The sequence below is a fragment of the Spirosoma sp. SC4-14 genome (genome assembly GCF_037201965.1).
In the GTDB taxonomy this organism is placed as follows: Bacteria; Bacteroidota; Bacteroidia; order Cytophagales; family Spirosomataceae; genus Spirosoma.
In genome coordinates this window covers 25001-41908 of sequence record NZ_CP147518.1, presented here as the reverse complement: position 1 = coordinate 41908, position 16908 = coordinate 25001, and the positions used below count along the sequence as shown (strand labels likewise).

Here is a 16908-nt window from a genome sequence, read left to right as displayed (position 1 = left end):
CCGCATCATCTATTACAATCCTGACAAACGCCCTGGATGAGCAAATTTGTTTCTTTACGGTTGTAGCCGTTAGGTAAGTCGATTGTTGGAATGCTAACCTGGTCGAGACAAGTAGTTTGTCCACAGGCTTCACATTTAAAATGAACATGGTCGTGGTGATGATGGCCATGGGCGCAGGCTTCACGGCAGAGGGCATACTTAGTGCCTCCTTCATCGTCAAGGACCTTATGCAGTAATCCTTTATCCAGAAACGTCCGTAGTGTCCGATAGATCGTGACCCGATCATGATCTGGACCAAGGCCATTTTCTACGTCGTTATGCGCCAGTGCATGACCAGCGTTCAGAAACAAATCCAGCACTTCTTCCCGGCCATTCGTATGGCGTAGGTTAAAGTCTTTCAGGGTTTTAGCAGCAGGAGTCATAACGGTAATTTGGTTTATGGGTTTCGGTCTATGGCAACCGTAGGCTGAATCCCTAATCTATAATTTCAAACTGCAATTTAACCAGATTCGCATAGATACCGTCTTCCTGTATGGCCAGTTCGTCGTGCGTACCCGACTCAGCAATCATCCCTTCACGAATCACATAAATCTTATCAACTTTCCGAATGGTAGCTAACCGGTGTGCAATAATAATTGTTGTGCGATTTTGCATTAGCTCATCCAGCGCTTCCTGTACTAACCGTTCCGATTCGGCATCCAGCGAACTGGTTGCTTCGTCCAGAATTAGAATGGCCGGATCTTTCAAAATAGCCCGCGCAATGGCAATACGTTGCCGTTGACCACCCGATAGTTTAACACCTCGTTCGCCCACAACGGTTTCAAAACCTTCGGGAAATGATTCGATAAACTGCAGTGCATTGGCTTTGCGAGCCGCTTCACGAACTTCAGCTTCACTGGCTCCGGGCTTTCCATACTGAATGTTTTCCAGAATGGTTCCACCAAACAGCATTACTTCCTGAGGAACAACGGCAATATTTTTCCGAAGATCGGTAATATTGAAACTCATCAGATCGCGGCCATCAACCTTAATCTGCCCATTGCCAATGCCATAATAGCGCATCAGCAATTGAACAATTGTTGATTTACCAGCTCCACTTTTCCCTACTAACGCAATTTTACGGCCGGCAGCAACATCCAGCGAAATTCCTTTAAGTACTGGCACATCAGGCCGCGACGGATACGAGAAATGAACGTCATTGAATTGCACATCGCCCCGAACCGGCACAAACAGTGGCCGTTCTTCATCGGCCTCCACTTCTGATGGCTCTTCCAGAATTTCCAGAATTCGTTCAGAAGCGCCAATTGTGCGTTGCAATTGAGCGTATAAATCGCCCATGCCAGCCACCGATCCACCAATAAACGTTGTATAAACGATAAATGTAAGAAGATCCGAGAAAGGCATTTCGTTCGATAGTACCAGCGAACCACCATACCAGACAACACCGATAATGCCGCCGAAAAGTGCAAAAATGATGAATGATACAAATACACCCCGGAATTTTGCCGCCCTCAGCGCCGTACTTACAACTTTGTTCAGTCCAATACCGTACCTATTAATTTCGACTTTCTCATTCGTAAATGCCTTCACTACGTTTACCGATTGCAGCGTTTCTTCAACAATCACATTGGCCTGTGCCAACAAATCCTGCGCCTGTTTTGATAGCCGCCGAATAAATCGCCCAAAAATCATGGCCGCCACTATGATAACCGGAAATGTACCCAGCATGAACAGGGTCAATTTCCAGGAAACATAGAAAATAATAGCCGTACCAATTGTCAGCGTAGCCACCTGCCGGAAAAGTTCGGCTAGTGTCAGCGTCAGCACGTCCTGTAGTTGCGAAACATCGGCCGAAATACGGCTGGTCAATTCGCCAACGCGTCGTTTTTCGAAAAAGGTGATCGGAAGCGTAATGATTTTACTATAAGTTGCCCGACGCACATCGGCCATTGCGCGCTCGCTCACCTGCGAAAAGAAATAAATGCGGCAGAACGAGAAAATAGCCTGCGCCACCAGTACACCCACAAAAAACAGGGTAACCTGGTTAAGTGTAAAATTTGATTTGCCCTGAATCACACTGGTGATTTGTCCGATAAGCAAACCAAAACTCATGGTTGTGCCCGTAGACAGAATCAAAAAGATGAACCCAATTCCATATTGAAATCGATATGGTTTAATAAATTGAAAAATACTGAGGGCCTTTTTTATGCCTTCACGGCTTAATTTTTTTTTATCAGCTTCGCTGGCTTCCTCGCCAAAACCTCGTCCTCGTTTTGCCATTGGTTATAATTCTGTCGACTGCTTTATTGAGTAGTCGTTATTTGGTCAAAAAATATTGCCTGGTCAATTGCCAAAGCCTGGTGTTATTGATTATTCGTCCGTTTGCCCTTTGTAGCCCGATTCTTCAAAAATTTGCCGGGCGTTTGCATTATGCATCAGATCGGAAATACCGACGCCGTTATGTTTATCGAAGTACATACTTACGATTCGCCAGCCCAGCCACCGGCCAATAGCCCCCGGGCAGGCAGGCCCAATTTCGGCTGTAAAGGGTCGCTCATTCAAATATCGTTGTTTTACTGCCGGATTTGTCTGATATAGCAACTGATTATCAATAAAATGTCCCCAAATTATATCCTGGGCATTAAACGTTTCGGTAAGTTGTTTGTCTGAATATCCGATAATGAGGCTGTCAGCTACTTCAGGAAGCATGGTTTTTGTAAAAACATAGCTCTTGCCAAAATAAACCATATCGGCCAGCATAGTCTGGTCAGTGCGATTTGTGGCATTGTATTTGTCTGATAGAGCAAAAATAATAGCTGGAGCAATATACTCTTTTTGATACCGGCGCAGAATATATTGAGGGAATTCGGGACCGCGGGGACGATACTTAGCCTTAGGGCCAGCAAAATAATCGATACCAATAATGATCAGGCTGTCAGAAACAACTATGTCGGGGCCAGCAAAGCCCGTTACGAGTGTAGCAATTTTGGGAGAACGAAAATCGGGAAAGTTTTTTTTGATTTTCGTGAAGGCTTCAGCCAGCTGTGTTTTCAAATCAGCCATATCACCGAATTCGGCTTCCGTTTGCTGATAGAGTTCATTGAGCGCCGGATTGTTGATCCGGTCGGTCAATTCTCGGATGAGTGCTGTATCATTTCCGGCTTCGTTCGCGTTAAAGTACAATTGAGCAACATCGGGGTGTTGATTCAGAAATCCACGAACATTTTCGGCAGATTTACCCGAGAAAAGCTGTTGATCAAGTCGGATAAGAGTAACGTCTTCGTTTTTAGTGCACGAAGCAAAGAAGAATAAACAAAGAATTCCGGCAAAGGCCGTTTGTAGTCGCATGAAACTCACTGGTTTTCTGTATTGAAAACGTGCAAAATTATGAAAAAAGTTGCAGGGTTAGGGTTGATTTTGGTTGTGCTGACGGTTGTCAGCAGTTGGGCGCAATCGACGTCGCCTGCACTCTACCAATTGAGAACGAAAGAATCGAGCGTAACTGAAAAACGGTTTCGTAAAATTTTGGGCGATAATTACGATGGCCAGGACCAGAACCGGCGCAACTATGACGATGACCGCAAACGTCGGCGTCGACAACAACGAAACCAAGACAATGACACGAATGAAAACAACGGTTACGGTTCTGGTCCAGACTATGCCTGGCCTACTCATCTCATTGAAATGAGTATTCGGTTTGCTCCTTCGCTCAACATGAACACCGCCGAAGGAACGGGCAACTACACGGGTTTTCGCAGCAATGGCATTGGTGCCCGGATGAGTGTTGGGCCAACGCTCGACTATTTCTTTTTCAAAAACCGCTATGCGTTCAGTACCGGACTTTGGTATACAGTTAAACGGTCGGGTTTTCAAATGCCAGGTACGTTTGGGCAAGCTGTGTGGAATCCGGGCGCGCCCGAAAAAGAGTCTGTTTACAACCTTCAGTATCTGCAACTACCAGTAACCGTAAAGCTGTTTGCGAATAATATTGCGCCAAACATGCGGCTTTATATTCAGACAGGCGGTCTACTGAGCCTGAAACTGGCGGAGCATGCCCTCGATCAGTCTCGCAATGGTTTGTATCAGGCCGAAAGTGGTGGCGACCGACGGCAGTATGGGTTCGGTGATGTTGAAATGCTCCTGGGAACCGGTGTCCAATACAAAATCAATCAAAACAATGCATTTAACATCGGCATGAGCTATCAGCGCGGCCTGATCAACGTAGCGCGTGGGAGCCAGCTTGTTTCAAAGAGCCGAATTGTAGCCCTCGATCTGGGCTTTAAGTTTTAATGTCCTACACGGGCAGCCTCTTGTGGGTTTGAAAACACCGGCCTACAAGATGCTGCTTACAATCGCATTTCAATTCCTTTTTCTCGCAAATAGCCTTTCAGATCTGGTATTTCGATTTCCTTGAAGTGAAAAATGCTGGCAGCCAATCCGGCATCAGCTTTGCCGGTTGTGAACACATCGACAAAATGATCCATTGTACCAGCACCACCCGATGCAATCACCGGAATATTAGCTGATCCAGAAATTTGCGCGGTCAGTTCAAGCGCAAACCCGGCTTTAGTGCCATCGGTATCCATCGACGTTAGCAAAATTTCGCCAGCCCCGCGTTCCTCTACTTCTTTTGCCCAGGCTATAGTGCGCAGATGCGTCGGCTTACGGCCTCCGTGGGTATGGACGATATGAGCGAAGGACTGAGGGCTGAGAGCAAGGGGCTGGGAGCTGAAGGTTGACACTCCGCCCTCTACCCTATGCCCTTCGCCCTTTGCCCCTTGCTCTAAGCTCTCTACCTCAATCCAGCGGGTGTCGATTGCGACAACGATGCACTGGCTACCGAATTCAAGAGCCAACTCGTTGATCAGATCGGGGTTGCGAACGGCGGAGGAATTGATTGAAATTTTATCGGCACCTGCATTTAGAAGCGTCGACACATCGGCAACCGACGAGATTCCACCGCCAACCGTAAACGGAATGTTGATGGTATGGGCCACGTTCCGAACCAGTTCGATGAGGGTTTTACGCTCGTCGACTGTTGCCGTAATATCCAGAAAAACCAGTTCGTCGGCTCCCTGTTCGGCATAGATAGCCGCCAGAGCAACCGGATCGCCCGCATCGCGCAGGTTGACAAAATTGGTTCCCTTTACGGTGCGACCATCTTTTATATCCAGGCAGGGAATAATCCGTTTTGTAAGCATCAGTAACTGGTAAATGTTTTGGTTGACATTGTATTTTCGGGATTGGCGATGGGCTGGAAGCCAAACTGCTCATATAATCCATGTGCATCGCGGGTAACCAGCATCATCCGGCGCAATCCCTGTAAAGCCGGATAAGCCATAATAAACGCTACTAGCTGTTTCGATAAGCCTTTACCCCGATGTTCCGGCAAAATGAATACATCAGCCAGGTAGCCGAACGTTGCCTGATCAGTCACAACACGGGCGAACCCTACTTGTTGGTCGCCCCAATAAACACCGAAGCAAAGAGAGTTTTCGATTGATTGCTGAACAATAGTAATGGGAATATTCGGGCACCAATAAGCCTCTTTGCTCAGAAACTGGTGAATTAGGTCAATGTTAAGTTTCGCTTTATCGGTGCTGATGGTGTAGTCTTCAAGCATAAATTTGATTAAGTAGGGCTATTTACTGGAGGGAAGAAATCTCGACTCTATTGAATTCAGAATGCAAACCACTTTTTGTAGCTGAGTTATTTGGGGTTTAGCGTGTAAGTATGATTTGGGATTACTATAGGTATAGGTTCGATAACTATCCTGGCCGAATACCTCAAAATAGTAGCTTTCTCCATCTAAAATCCAGACAGATTTTTCCCTTTTATGTCCTCTAATGCTGATACTACTATCTTTTTCCACAGTGACCCATGTAGATGTGTCATGATAGGGGCGTAGTTGACTTTCGATTGCAGATTCATCAGGCAATGCTAAAATATCTTGTTGGGCTAATTGATACCATAGGCTATCTGTAACAGGCTTATCAGGTTTAAGCTTTTTGCTAGATTTTAGCCTTTTCTTACCAGACTTGAACACATATTTAACCAGACCAAACCGATCCCTGTGGCTTGTTAGTACATAAAGTATCTGCGCTTCGCCATACTGAAACGATTTTTGGTTCCAGATTCGAACTTCAAACTCACCAGATTTTAGCATGGGAGGTTTCAAACCAATCTTATTAGCTAACCCCATAAAGCGATACATTGACAATGGTTTAGGTTGCATACCTGATGCATGTACATTCCATAATACCTTGAAACCAATAAATAAGCCAACATACCAACCTTTCATGGTACTCATTTTTAGATTCCCATAAATCGACTTAATTCCTTCAATGTCACGCGGCCTTCGTAAATGGCCTTACCGACAATAACACCGAAGAGATTCATATCGGCCAGCGTTTCGATATCGGCCATATTGCTGACTCCACCACTCGCTATGATGTTCAGCGTGGGAAACTGATCCTGTAAGTTTCGGTAGAGTTCAAAGGATGGCCCCTGCAATAGACCGTCCTTTGCCACATCGGTACTGATTACGTACTTAACACCTTTGTCGACCCACTTTTCCACAAAATCGTAGACCCATACTTCGGTCGATTCTTCCCAACCGCTAACGGCAATTTTTTCGTTTTTGGCATCGGCACCCAGAATAATGGCCTCAGAACCATGTCGAGACAACCACCGTTCCATTACTTCCGGCTTTTTCACGGCAATACTACCACCCGTTACCTGTTTAGCGCCACACTCGAAAACTACCCGCAGATCATCGTCCGACTGCACTCCTCCACCAAAATCAATATGCAGGCTAGTTTTCGAGGCTATCAACTCCAATACTTTCCAGTTGATTACACGTTTTTCTTTAGCGCCATCGAGATCAACAAGGTGCAAGCGAGTAAGCCCCGCATCTTCGAACTGCTGCGCTACCTCCAGCGGACGCGCATTGTATTCTTTTTTCTGACTATAATCGCCCTGGGTCAGGCGAACGGCTTTGCCTTCGATTAGGTCAATTGCAGGTATTATATACATGGACAATGCGGACGACTGTCCGCGTTACAAGTTCAAAAAATTCTCCAGAATCTGTTGGCCAACATCACCGCTGATTTCGGCATGAAACTGTGCTGCGTAGAAATTATTGCGATGCAGCATGGCACTGAATGGCCGCACATAATCGCAGGTTGCAGTGGTTTCGGCGCATATATCGGCTGCGTAGCTATGTACGAAGTAAACGTAGGCGTTTTCCGACAGTCCTTGTGTTAATGGCCCTTGTAGGGAGTGAATGCTATTCCAGCCCATGTGCGGCACTTTAAAGCGAGCAGGGTCGTCGTCACGGTGGGTAGGAAATCGCCGAACATCGATGTCGAAAATACCCATACAGGTTGTGTTGTTCTCTTCGGAGTAGCGGCACATGAGCTGCATACCGACGCACGTTCCCAGAACAGGCTGTTTCAGCGATGGAATCAGTTTATCCAGACCACGCTCGCGCAGATAAGCCATGGCGGTGCTGGCTTCACCTACGCCCGGAAAAATCACTTTATCGGCCGAGCGGATTTCGGCTTCATTGTCGGTCAGCAGATAGCTTGCCCCCAGTCTTTCCAGCGCGTACATTACCGACTGGACATTACCTGCGTTATATTTAATAATGACAGTTTTCATTGTTTTGGATTGAGGCTGTTCGATAGCCAGCATTCGACGAATAAAAACGAAAAACCCGACTCTGTAGCAGAACCGGGCCGGGTATATTGTGTAATTAGGATTTTCGTTCCAAAACTCACAAACACGAGCGTCTTGTTCTGCTGCGTTACCGCCCAGAATGGTGATGCCGATGGTTTGTAGTTGCTGAAATCATGAAACAAAGGTAAACGGTTCGTCGTGCAAATCAAAACAAACTACCCTGCACAACTTTGGGCTGTAGTACGGGCTCTCTTAAATTCAGACCACAGTGTTTATTTAATTCCCGAATCCAGTACCGAATCAGTTCGGGAGCCGTATCGTTGTCTCCCCCGCCATGAATGAACAAATAAGCCGTTTGTAGTCCTTTTTCAAACCAGGTTTTCAGCCGTTGTATCCAGGCATCTGTCCGTACATAATCAGTTGGATGGCCTTCATTGGCAATAAACCGAAGCGTCAGAACTGGGCTGCTTAAGCTCATATGCAATACATCGCGCCGACCGGCTACATCGGTAATCACCACATGCCGATGCAGGGCATGAAGCCCTTCGAGAGTTTGTTGCCAGATTGATGATTTATTGAACCAGTCAGGATGCCGAAATTCTACGGCCACATCCAGTTCGTCGGGCAGGCTTTTTAAATATGACTCCAGCAATGGCCATTTTTCGGGACTAAACGAAGGGGGCATTTGCAGAAATGCCATACCCAGAAACTCCTCCAGACCCAACACCGCGTTCACAAACTCTTCGGTTAATGCTTCAGTAGCGACCAGTTGCCGTTCATGACTAATTACCTGTGGAAACTTTGGGCAATAGGTAAAGCCTTCGGTTGCTTCGGTTTTCCATTTTTCAATCATACCGACCGTCGGAATCTGATAATGGGTCAGATTTAATTCAATGGTATTAAACTGCCGGGTATAGTAATGCAAAAAATCACGCTCCTTTGCATTCGAAGGATATACTTTGCCAACATAATCTTTGTTGGCCCAGATTGGTCCACCGATGAATACCGAAGGGTGACTGGTCGGCTCAATACCTGCCCACACACGGGCATTAAACGAAGGGCCCGGCGGTAGTGTCAGGTTGATAACGTCGAGATTATGTACTTTTCCGAATTCCATAGACGAACCATGAAGTGTAGTGCTAAAACCAGGAAAGAACGTCTTTCGTTTTTACGCCCTATCCAATTTAGCTAATTTTGCCTTTCTTTCCGTGAATACGGCTCCTTTTCTATCCAGATTCGGTTTAATGGTTGAAGAAAAGTCATTCGTTTTGACTGCTTTATGATTTCAAAGACATACACTCCGCAGGACATTGAAGAAAAATGGTATCAATACTGGATTGATAACCAGTTTTTCAAATCGACTCCCGACGAACGGGAGCCTTACACTATTGTTATTCCTCCTCCCAACGTAACAGGCGTATTGCACATGGGGCATATGCTCAACAATACGATTCAGGATGTACTGATCCGGAAGGCGCGTATGGAAGGAAAAAATGCCTGTTGGGTGCCCGGTACCGACCATGCCAGTATTGCTACGGAAGCTAAAGTCGTTGGCATGCTCAAAGAGCGTGGCATCAGCAAGCACGATCTGACTCGTGATCAGTTTTTAGAATATGCCTGGGAATGGACTCACAAATACGGCGGCATCATTCTTCAGCAACTTCGTAAGCTCGGTGCATCCTGCGACTGGGATCGTACCCGCTTTACAATGGAGCCTGATCTATACGACTCGGTTATCGATGTATTCGTCGATCTGTACGAAAAAGGTAAGATTTACCGGGGCGTCCGCATGGTTAACTGGGACCCTCAGGGCCTGACAGCCGTTTCGGACGAAGAAGTTATAACCAAAGAGGTTCAGCAAAAGCTGGTTTACATTCGGTATCAAATTGCCGAGGGTGGCCCCCTAAGCCCTGAGCCCCAGGCCTCCAGCTATATCACTATTGCTACCGTACGGCCCGAAACGATCATGGCTGATGCTGCCATTGCCGTTAACCCTAACGACGAGCGGTATAAGCATTTGCACGGCAAAAAAGCCATTATTCCGCTTATTAACCGTGAAATTCCCATTATCACTGATGAGTATGTGACAATGGATTTCGGAACGGGCTGCCTTAAAGTTACGCCTGCCCATGACCCGAACGACTATACGCTCGGCATGAAGCATAATCTGCCGGTTCTGGATATTCTGAACGATAATGGCACACTAAACGAAAAAGCGCAGATTCTGGTTGGTCAGGATCGCTTTGCGGCCCGGAAAGCCATTATCAAAATGCTCGAAGAATCGGGCAATCTGGAAAAAGCCGAAGACTACAAATCGAATGTTGGTTTCTCGGAGCGCACCAATGCCGTAATTGAGCCGAAGCTGTCGTTGCAGTGGTTCCTGAAAATGGACGAAATCTCGAAACCCGCGTTCGAGAACGTTATGAACGATACCATTCAACTCCATCCGCCAAAATTCAAGAACATGTATCGTTCCTGGATGGAGAATCCGCACGACTGGTGTATTAGCCGTCAGCTCTGGTGGGGCCAGCGTATTCCGGCTTTTTATATGAAGGATGGTACCATTATCGTTGCTAAAGATAAGCGTGCCGCCCTACGGAAAGCTCAGCGCGATTATCAGTTGTTTGCCCTTACAGAAGCCGATCTGACGCAGGACGAAGATGTACTCGACACCTGGTTTTCGTCGTGGCTCTGGCCAATGTCGGTCTTTAATGGCCTAAAAGACCCGAATAATGCCGACATCCAATATTATTATCCGACCAATACGCTCGTTACGGGTTTCGATATTATTTTCTTCTGGGTGGCTCGAATGATTATTGCTGGCTACGAATATCGGGGAGAGCGGCCTTTTAAAGATGTTTATTTTACGGGTATGGTTCGCGACAAGCAGGGCCGTAAAATGTCGAAGCAATTAGGCAACTCGCCCGATCCACTCGATCTCATTGAAAAATACGGAGCCGATGGTGTACGGACGGGTATGCTCTTTAGTTCAGCAGCCGGTAATGACCTACTGTTCGACGAAAAGCTGTGCGAACAGGGCCGTAACTTCAGCAATAAAATCTGGAATGCATTCCGGCTGGTTAAAGGCTGGACGGTTTCAACGGCTGACCCTTTTGAGACGCAGTCCGTTGCATCTCTACCAATTCGCTGGTTCGAGTCGAAGCTTAGCACAACACTAATTGACCTGGAAGATCATTTCAGTAAATTCCGGATTTCGGATGCTCTACAAAGCATTTACAAGCTTATCTGGGACGATTTCTGTTCGCAATATCTGGAGTTGATAAAACCTGGCTTCGAACAACCCATTGACCGTGCTACGTATGAGGCTACCATCAATTTCTTCGAACGACTGATGTCTCTTGCGCATCCATTTATGCCGTTTATTACGGAAGAAATATGGCAGGAAATTCGGGAGCGCCAGCCAGGCGACAGTATTTGCATTGCAGCTTTCCCTAAAGCAACCGCTGCCGATTCGCAAATACTGGCCGATTTCGATATCTTATTCGATGTCGTCACCAATGTTCGAAACATTCGGAATGCCAAACAGATTTCACCTAAAACCGGATTGCCACTGGCAATAAAAACTACTGCTCCTGAGCGCTTCCAGTCATTGGAACCTCTAGTTCAGAAGATGGCTAATGTGTCTGAAATCAGCTATGTATCCGAGAAAGCCAATGGCATTTCGTTCCTGATTAAAGGTGATGAGTTTTTCGTTGACATGGCTGGCGAAATCGATACCGAACAGGAGATAGTTAACACCCAGAAAGAGCTGGAGTATAACCTTGGGTTCCGTGAATCAATCCTGAAAAAACTAGCGAATGAGAAATTTGTAGCGAATGCCAAGCCGGAAGTTGTAGATCGTGAACGCCAGAAACTTGCCGATGCCGAAGCCAAGGTTCAGGCGTTAGAGCAACGCTTGCTGGATCTGCGTGTATAAAACAACCCTCTAGATTTATAAGTTAAACTGGCATCTACGACGTGGAAGAGTCCACAGTCGTAGATGCTTCTCTTTTCCACAAAGGGCTACTACTTATTACTTATAATAAAATAGTATAAACATAAAGAATTTCAATACTATTATTTTTACATTATTTTGTATTATTGCCTAAACCACATTCTTTTTTGTTAATGAATAAGTGCGTGTTTTTAGATAGAGACGGCGTTTTGAACGAGGATAGGCCGGATTATGTCTATCGGATTGAAGATTTTATTATACCCGACGGAGTACCCCAGGCTTTGCGTTTATTAAAAAATGCTGGGTATTTACTCATAGTTATTACCAATCAGGCAGGTATTGCGAAGGGGCTCTACACTCGTAAAGATGTAATGGACTGCTATAATTACCTGCAAGACCAATGTGATCATTTGATTGACGATATTTACTATTGTCCCCATCATCCAAACTACGATACGCAGTCACTAACTCGCAAACCAGGTTCTCTTCTGCTCGAAAAAGCTATTGCCAAGTACAACATCGTTCCTGATAAATCGTGGATGATTGGCGATGCTCTTCGCGATATGCAGGCTGGTAAACGAGTGGGAGTACGTACTGTTCGAATTTCGTCTGAACTAAAATTCGATGATGAATGCGACGGTTGCGCACCTAATTTACTGGAAGCCTCCCGCTTTGTTTTGGTAAACGCTTAAAAGCCCTCTAAACCTGCGCAGGTTTAGAGGGCTTTTAAGAATCCATTTCTTTTCCCTTAAACACGTGCCTGCGTTGGCACAGGCTTTTGCACGCTCCCATATGCAGGACAGTTTGCTCGTCGAGCACATGACCCAAGCGACAGTGTTGCTAATACTGCCCCTAAAACCAGTAGTTTTTTCATGAAATATCGATCTGTTTTTGCTTCCAAACTTCAGATTGTTAAACGAATATAGTGCCAAAAACCATACAATGTTTACATCTTCTTAGTTTAGCAGTTGCTAGAGAAGGCATTTTTATTTAACGATTGCCGATCTCTACTTAGTTATTCATCTTCTTTAACCAGTTCTTCTTCTTCACGCTCTTCAGCGGCCTCAGTAGCCTCTAATTCGGTCATACCCGGTTCTGCATTTCCGAAGCCCAGAATTTTAAGCATTACTTCACTATTTTGTTCGGGAGCAAACAGCCTCGATCGCAAATTTCCTTCCTCATCCTTATCAATAATCACATGCTGAGGTGCCGGAATCAGGCAATGCTGAATACCACCATAACCACCAAGCGATTCCTGATAAGCACCTGTATGGAATAAGCCAATATACTGGTCTTCAGCATCCTGATCGAAAATGGGCAAATACAAATCAGCACTGTGAGCTTCGGTATTATAGAAATCGTGCGAATCGCAGGTCAAACCACCCAGGTTAACTTTTTGGTATGGGTTATCCCAGTTATTAACCGACAGCATAATGTACTTTTGGCCTAATCCCCACGAGTCGGGTAGTTGCGTAATAAACGAGCCATCAATCATATACCACAATTCTTTGTCGTTTTGCAGTTTCTGATCAATTACTTTGTAAATCACCGCTCCGCTTTCGCCAACCGTATAAGAACCAAATTCCGTAAAGATATGCGGTACCGGTACGTTATTTTTATTGCAAATCCACTGAATACTTTCCACAATCTGATCGATCATGGCCTGATAGTCATACGTAAACTGGAATGATGTCTGAATAGGCATTCCGCCACCAATATCAATCGAGTCCAGATCTGGGCAAATTTTCCGTAATTCACAATACTTATACATGAACCGACTTAGTTCGCTCCAATAATAAGCACTGTCTTTAATACCTGTATTGATAAAGAAATGCAGCATTTTAAGCTTAAAACGCTCGTTTGGCTGAATTTTGCTCCGGTATAGTTCATTTACATCGCTATAGCGAATACCCAATCTTGATGTATAGAACGCAAAGTTTGGCTCTTCGTCTGTTGCAATCCGAATTCCGAAATTAACTGTTTCTGCCGTTATCGAGTTTTCGTAGGCTTCAATCTCTTTCAGGTTATCGAGCACAGGAATACAATTAGAAAAGCCCTCATTGATCAGCTCGCTAATGTACTGCGTATATAATGGCCGTTTATAGCCATTACAGATTATATAGGTACTTTTCGACACCTTTCCCACCTTATACAATTCCCTAAGAATAGGAATATCATAGGCTGATGAGGTTTCGAGATGAATGTTATTCTTTAGTGCTTCTTCGAGCACAAATCGAAAATGGGATGACTTAGTACAATAACAGTACGTATAATTTCCCTTATAATTATAGCGCTTCATGGCATTCTTGAACAAAATCTTAGCATGTTCAATATGCTCCGTTATTTTCGGCAAATAAGTTAATTTAAGGGGCGTACCATACTGCTTTATAATATCCATTAGTGGGACATTATTAAACAACAGTGCGTTGTTTTCGACGTTAAATTCCCGTGTCGGAAATTCGAACGTCTGGTCAATCAGGTCATAATAAGTCTTCATCCCTATGTTCGACGCATAAAATGGGGCTTTTCCGCTTAGTGTGATACGCGCTGTTGCAGTACCGGTTAGTGCGGTTGTGGTTCGGAAAAAACAGGCGCGAATTTGCGTCCGAAAAGTTAGCTTTCCAAGTACAGACCATTCGCAGATTAGTCAACGAAAAAGCCAGCCGTTTGATTCGTATACGGACAAAATTTAATAGTAACGACATCCGTCTTCTTTCGATCTTTCTCCAAAAAGAAAAGAACCCTACTTTTGCCCCTCGACACTATTAATTTTTACCGAATGCCTCAAACCATCCACTTCATCTCGATTGGTGGTAGTGCTATGCACAACCTCGCTTTAGCTCTTCATCAACAAGGCTATATTATCACTGGCTCCGACGATGAAATTTATGATCCTTCGCGGTCACGATTACAAAAACATGGGCTGCTACCGTCTGAAATGGGCTGGTTTCCCGAAAAAATTCATGCTGGATTAAGTTCAGTTATTGTGGGGATGCATGCTCGCAAGGACAATCCCGAACTCGTTAAAGCTCAGGAATTGGGTTTACCAATATTTTCGTATCCAGAATTTCTCTACCAGCGAAGTCAGCAAAAACAACGAGTTGTAATAGCGGGCAGTCATGGAAAAACCACCATTACAGCTATTATTCTACATGCTCTTCAGTTTCATGGTCGCGACTTTGATTATCTGGTCGGTGAACAGATCGAAGGTTTTGAAACGATGGCAAAACTAACTCCAACGGCACCAGTCATCATTATTGAAGGCGACGAGTATGCATCATCACCTATCGATTCGCGTCCTAAGTTTTTACACTATCAACCTCATATTGCCCTAATTAGTGGCATTGCATGGGATCATGTCAATATCTATCCAACGTGGGAATCATACGTTAAGCAATTTGAGCAACTGGCCGAAGCAATGCCTAAAGCAGGTATTCTGATTTTTGATGAATCGGATAATATGCTCGACATTATTGGCCAGAAAGAACGGACGGATATTACTAAAATACCCTATCTAGCTCACCCAAGCAAACTAATTAATGGACAAACATATTTATTGACGAAGCAAGGCGGGCAGGTGCCTGTTTTGCTGTTTGGCGAGTATAATATGAAAAATATTAGGGGAGCCATGGTTGTTTGTGATCGAATTGGTATCACTGAAGATCAGTTTTATGAAGCCATTCAATCCTTCAAACCTGTAGCAAAACGACTAGAAAAAATTGCGAGTAAAGCGAATTCTCCAACAACAAATCGAGTTTTACTTCGTGATTTTGCCCATTCACCAGCTAAAGTCGAAGCAACTACAGACTCAGTAAAGAAACAATTCCCTAATCAGAAACTAGCAGCTATCGCTGAATTACACAGCTTCAGTAGCTTGACTAAAACCTTTCTTAGCGAATACCAGGATGCGTTAAATGCTGCAGATATAGCTGTAGTTTATTTTAATGCCCATACAAGGCCTTATCTGGATTCAACTGATCCAATTTCTGTCAATGATGTCATAAACGCTTTTGGAAGAGCTGACTTGCACGTATTTACGCAAGCAGATGAACTAGCAGATTTTTTAATTCTAGAGCGCAACAATGCCGATATTTTTCTCTTTATGGGCTCCGGCGAATTTGGTGGTTTAAATGTGCAGGAACTTAGTCAGAAACTTCTGTAACTATTTATATGTACAAGTCTCCTTTTCTTTAAGTACTTCCTGGTGGTTTGGCTTAAAACAGAGAAAGCCCTCTTTGGGAGGGCTTTCTCAACAATTCATCAGGTGGCACCTACCTACTCTCCCACTTGTGACAGCAGTACCATCGGCAGTACGGGGCTTAACGGCTCTGTTCGAAATGGGAGAGGTGTTCACCCGCCTTAACAGCACCAACCTGTTGACTCTTTTGAGCTTATACGCTCAACTTCTTTTCGTCTTTAAGCCCACAGAGAGAAACTTCGATAACGCTATCCACACAATAACTCCTCTAAACTGTATTATACTCGCGTCCGGGCTCATTAGTACGACTCAGCTCTATGCATCTCTGCACCTACACCTGTCGCCTATCAACGTGGTCGTCTTCCACAACCCTTTATACCGGATGACTCATCTCGGGGCCAGTTTCGCACTTAGATGCCTTCAGCGCTTATCTGTTCCCAACGTAGTTACTCGGCCGTGCCTGCGGCCAAACAACCGATTCACCAGCGGTTGGTCCATCCCGGTCCTCTCGTACTAAGGACAGACCCCCTCAGTCATCCCACGCCCACCACAGATAGGGACCGAACTGTCTCACGACGTTCTGAACCCAGCTCGCGTGCCACTTTAATCGGCGAACAGCCGAACCCTTGGAACCTTCTCCAGCCCCAGGATGTGACGAGCCGACATCGAGGTGCCAAACCTCCCCGTCGATGTGAGCTCTTGGGGGAGATCAGCCTGTTATCCCCGGCGTACCTTTTATCCTTTGAGCGATGGCCCTTCCATGCGGAACCACCGGATCACTATACCCGACTTTCGTCCCAGATCGGCCTGTATGCCTCACTGTCAAGCTGGCTTCTGCTATTGCACTCCCCTGCCGATTACCGTCCGGCATGAGCCAACCTTGGGAAACCTCCGTTACCCTTTCGGAGGTGACCACCCCAGTCAAACTACCCACCAAACACTGTCCCCCTTACAGGGTTAGAACGCCAGTCAGCCAAGGGCGGTATTTCAAGGTTGATTCCACGATGCCTGGCGACACCGCTTCGCAATCTCCCGCCTATCCTACACATGCCTGACCAGCATCCCATGTTAAGCT

The 16908-nt window shown here is 45.5% G+C and carries 14 protein-coding genes and 2 rRNA genes (1 of these 16 running past the window's edge); 4 read left to right on the top strand and 12 right to left on the bottom strand.

Going from position 1 to position 16908, the window contains the following annotated elements:
- Positions 1-5: 5 nt before the first annotated feature.
- From WBJ53_RS00170 to WBJ53_RS00160, 3 genes are all read right to left on the bottom strand, one after another.
- Positions 6-422, bottom strand: coding sequence for a transcriptional repressor (locus WBJ53_RS00170; protein ID WP_338874032.1), 417 nt, complete (start codon positions 420-422; stop codon positions 6-8).
- Between the two features lie 52 nt (positions 423-474).
- Entirely contained in the window at positions 475-2280 is a 1806-nt protein-coding gene (locus tag WBJ53_RS00165; protein WP_338874031.1) for an ABC transporter transmembrane domain-containing protein, read from the bottom strand.
- 90 nt (positions 2281-2370) lie between these two features.
- Complete coding sequence (locus WBJ53_RS00160; protein WP_338874030.1) at positions 2371-3348, bottom strand: gliding motility protein; 978 nt, start codon at positions 3346-3348, stop codon at positions 2371-2373.
- 39 nt (positions 3349-3387) lie between these two features.
- Between WBJ53_RS00160 and WBJ53_RS00155 the strand changes: the two genes are divergently transcribed.
- Positions 3388-4290: a porin family protein gene (locus WBJ53_RS00155; RefSeq protein WP_338874029.1), complete on the top strand. Its 903-nt coding sequence runs from the start codon at positions 3388-3390 to the stop codon at positions 4288-4290.
- 56 nt (positions 4291-4346) lie between these two features.
- Here the strand turns inward: WBJ53_RS00155 and hisF are convergent, their stop codons facing one another.
- The 6 genes from hisF to WBJ53_RS00125 form a co-directional block, all read right to left on the bottom strand.
- Positions 4347-5201, bottom strand: a complete 855-nt coding sequence (gene hisF, locus WBJ53_RS00150; RefSeq protein ID WP_338874028.1) for an imidazole glycerol phosphate synthase subunit HisF — start codon at positions 5199-5201, stop codon at positions 4347-4349.
- Positions 5201-5623, bottom strand: a complete 423-nt coding sequence (locus WBJ53_RS00145; protein WP_338874027.1) for a GNAT family N-acetyltransferase — start codon at positions 5621-5623, stop codon at positions 5201-5203. The genes hisF and WBJ53_RS00145 overlap by 1 nt, the downstream gene beginning before the upstream one ends.
- A gap of 18 nt (positions 5624-5641) precedes the next feature.
- Positions 5642-6301 carry a hypothetical protein gene (locus WBJ53_RS00140; protein ID WP_338874026.1) on the bottom strand — a complete coding sequence of 220 codons (660 nt, stop codon included), beginning with the start codon at positions 6299-6301 and terminating at the stop codon, positions 5642-5644.
- 11 nt (positions 6302-6312) lie between these two features.
- The gene (hisA, locus tag WBJ53_RS00135; RefSeq protein WP_338874025.1) at positions 6313-7035 is read right to left on the bottom strand and encodes a 1-(5-phosphoribosyl)-5-[(5-phosphoribosylamino)methylideneamino]imidazole-4-carboxamide isomerase; all 723 of its coding nucleotides are present in this window, start codon (positions 7033-7035) and stop codon (positions 6313-6315) included.
- Positions 7036-7059: 24 nt separating this feature from the next.
- Positions 7060-7662 (bottom strand): imidazole glycerol phosphate synthase subunit HisH, encoded by a 603-nt coding sequence (hisH, locus tag WBJ53_RS00130; protein WP_338874024.1) that lies wholly within the window; start codon positions 7660-7662, stop codon positions 7060-7062.
- 223 nt (positions 7663-7885) lie between these two features.
- Positions 7886-8797, bottom strand: a complete 912-nt coding sequence (locus WBJ53_RS00125) for a DUF72 domain-containing protein (RefSeq protein ID WP_338874023.1) — start codon at positions 8795-8797, stop codon at positions 7886-7888.
- A 162-nt stretch (positions 8798-8959) separates the two neighbouring features.
- On the opposite strand from WBJ53_RS00125, the gene WBJ53_RS00120 reads away from it, so the two are divergent.
- Together WBJ53_RS00120 and WBJ53_RS00115 are read left to right on the top strand one after the other, a co-directional pair.
- Positions 8960-11617 carry a valine--tRNA ligase gene (locus WBJ53_RS00120; protein WP_338874022.1) on the top strand — a complete coding sequence of 886 codons (2658 nt, stop codon included), beginning with the start codon at positions 8960-8962 and terminating at the stop codon, positions 11615-11617.
- Positions 11618-11808: 191 nt separating this feature from the next.
- Positions 11809-12327, top strand: a complete 519-nt coding sequence (locus WBJ53_RS00115) for an HAD family hydrolase (RefSeq protein ID WP_338874021.1) — start codon at positions 11809-11811, stop codon at positions 12325-12327.
- A gap of 323 nt (positions 12328-12650) precedes the next feature.
- Here the strand turns inward: WBJ53_RS00115 and WBJ53_RS00110 are convergent, their stop codons facing one another.
- A complete protein-coding gene (locus tag WBJ53_RS00110) occupies positions 12651-14132 on the bottom strand; it encodes an arginine decarboxylase (protein WP_338874020.1) in 1482 nt (493 codons plus the stop codon).
- A 282-nt stretch (positions 14133-14414) separates the two neighbouring features.
- Between WBJ53_RS00110 and WBJ53_RS00105 the strand changes: the two genes are divergently transcribed.
- Positions 14415-15797, top strand: a complete 1383-nt coding sequence (locus WBJ53_RS00105) for a Mur ligase family protein (RefSeq protein ID WP_338874019.1) — start codon at positions 14415-14417, stop codon at positions 15795-15797.
- A 100-nt stretch (positions 15798-15897) separates the two neighbouring features.
- Here WBJ53_RS00105 and rrf read toward each other — a convergent pair.
- Positions 15898-16008: ribosomal RNA gene (rrf, locus tag WBJ53_RS00100) — 5S ribosomal RNA — on the bottom strand.
- Positions 16009-16111: 103 nt separating this feature from the next.
- Positions 16112-16908, bottom strand: a 23S ribosomal RNA gene (locus WBJ53_RS00095) (it continues 2036 nt past the right edge of the window).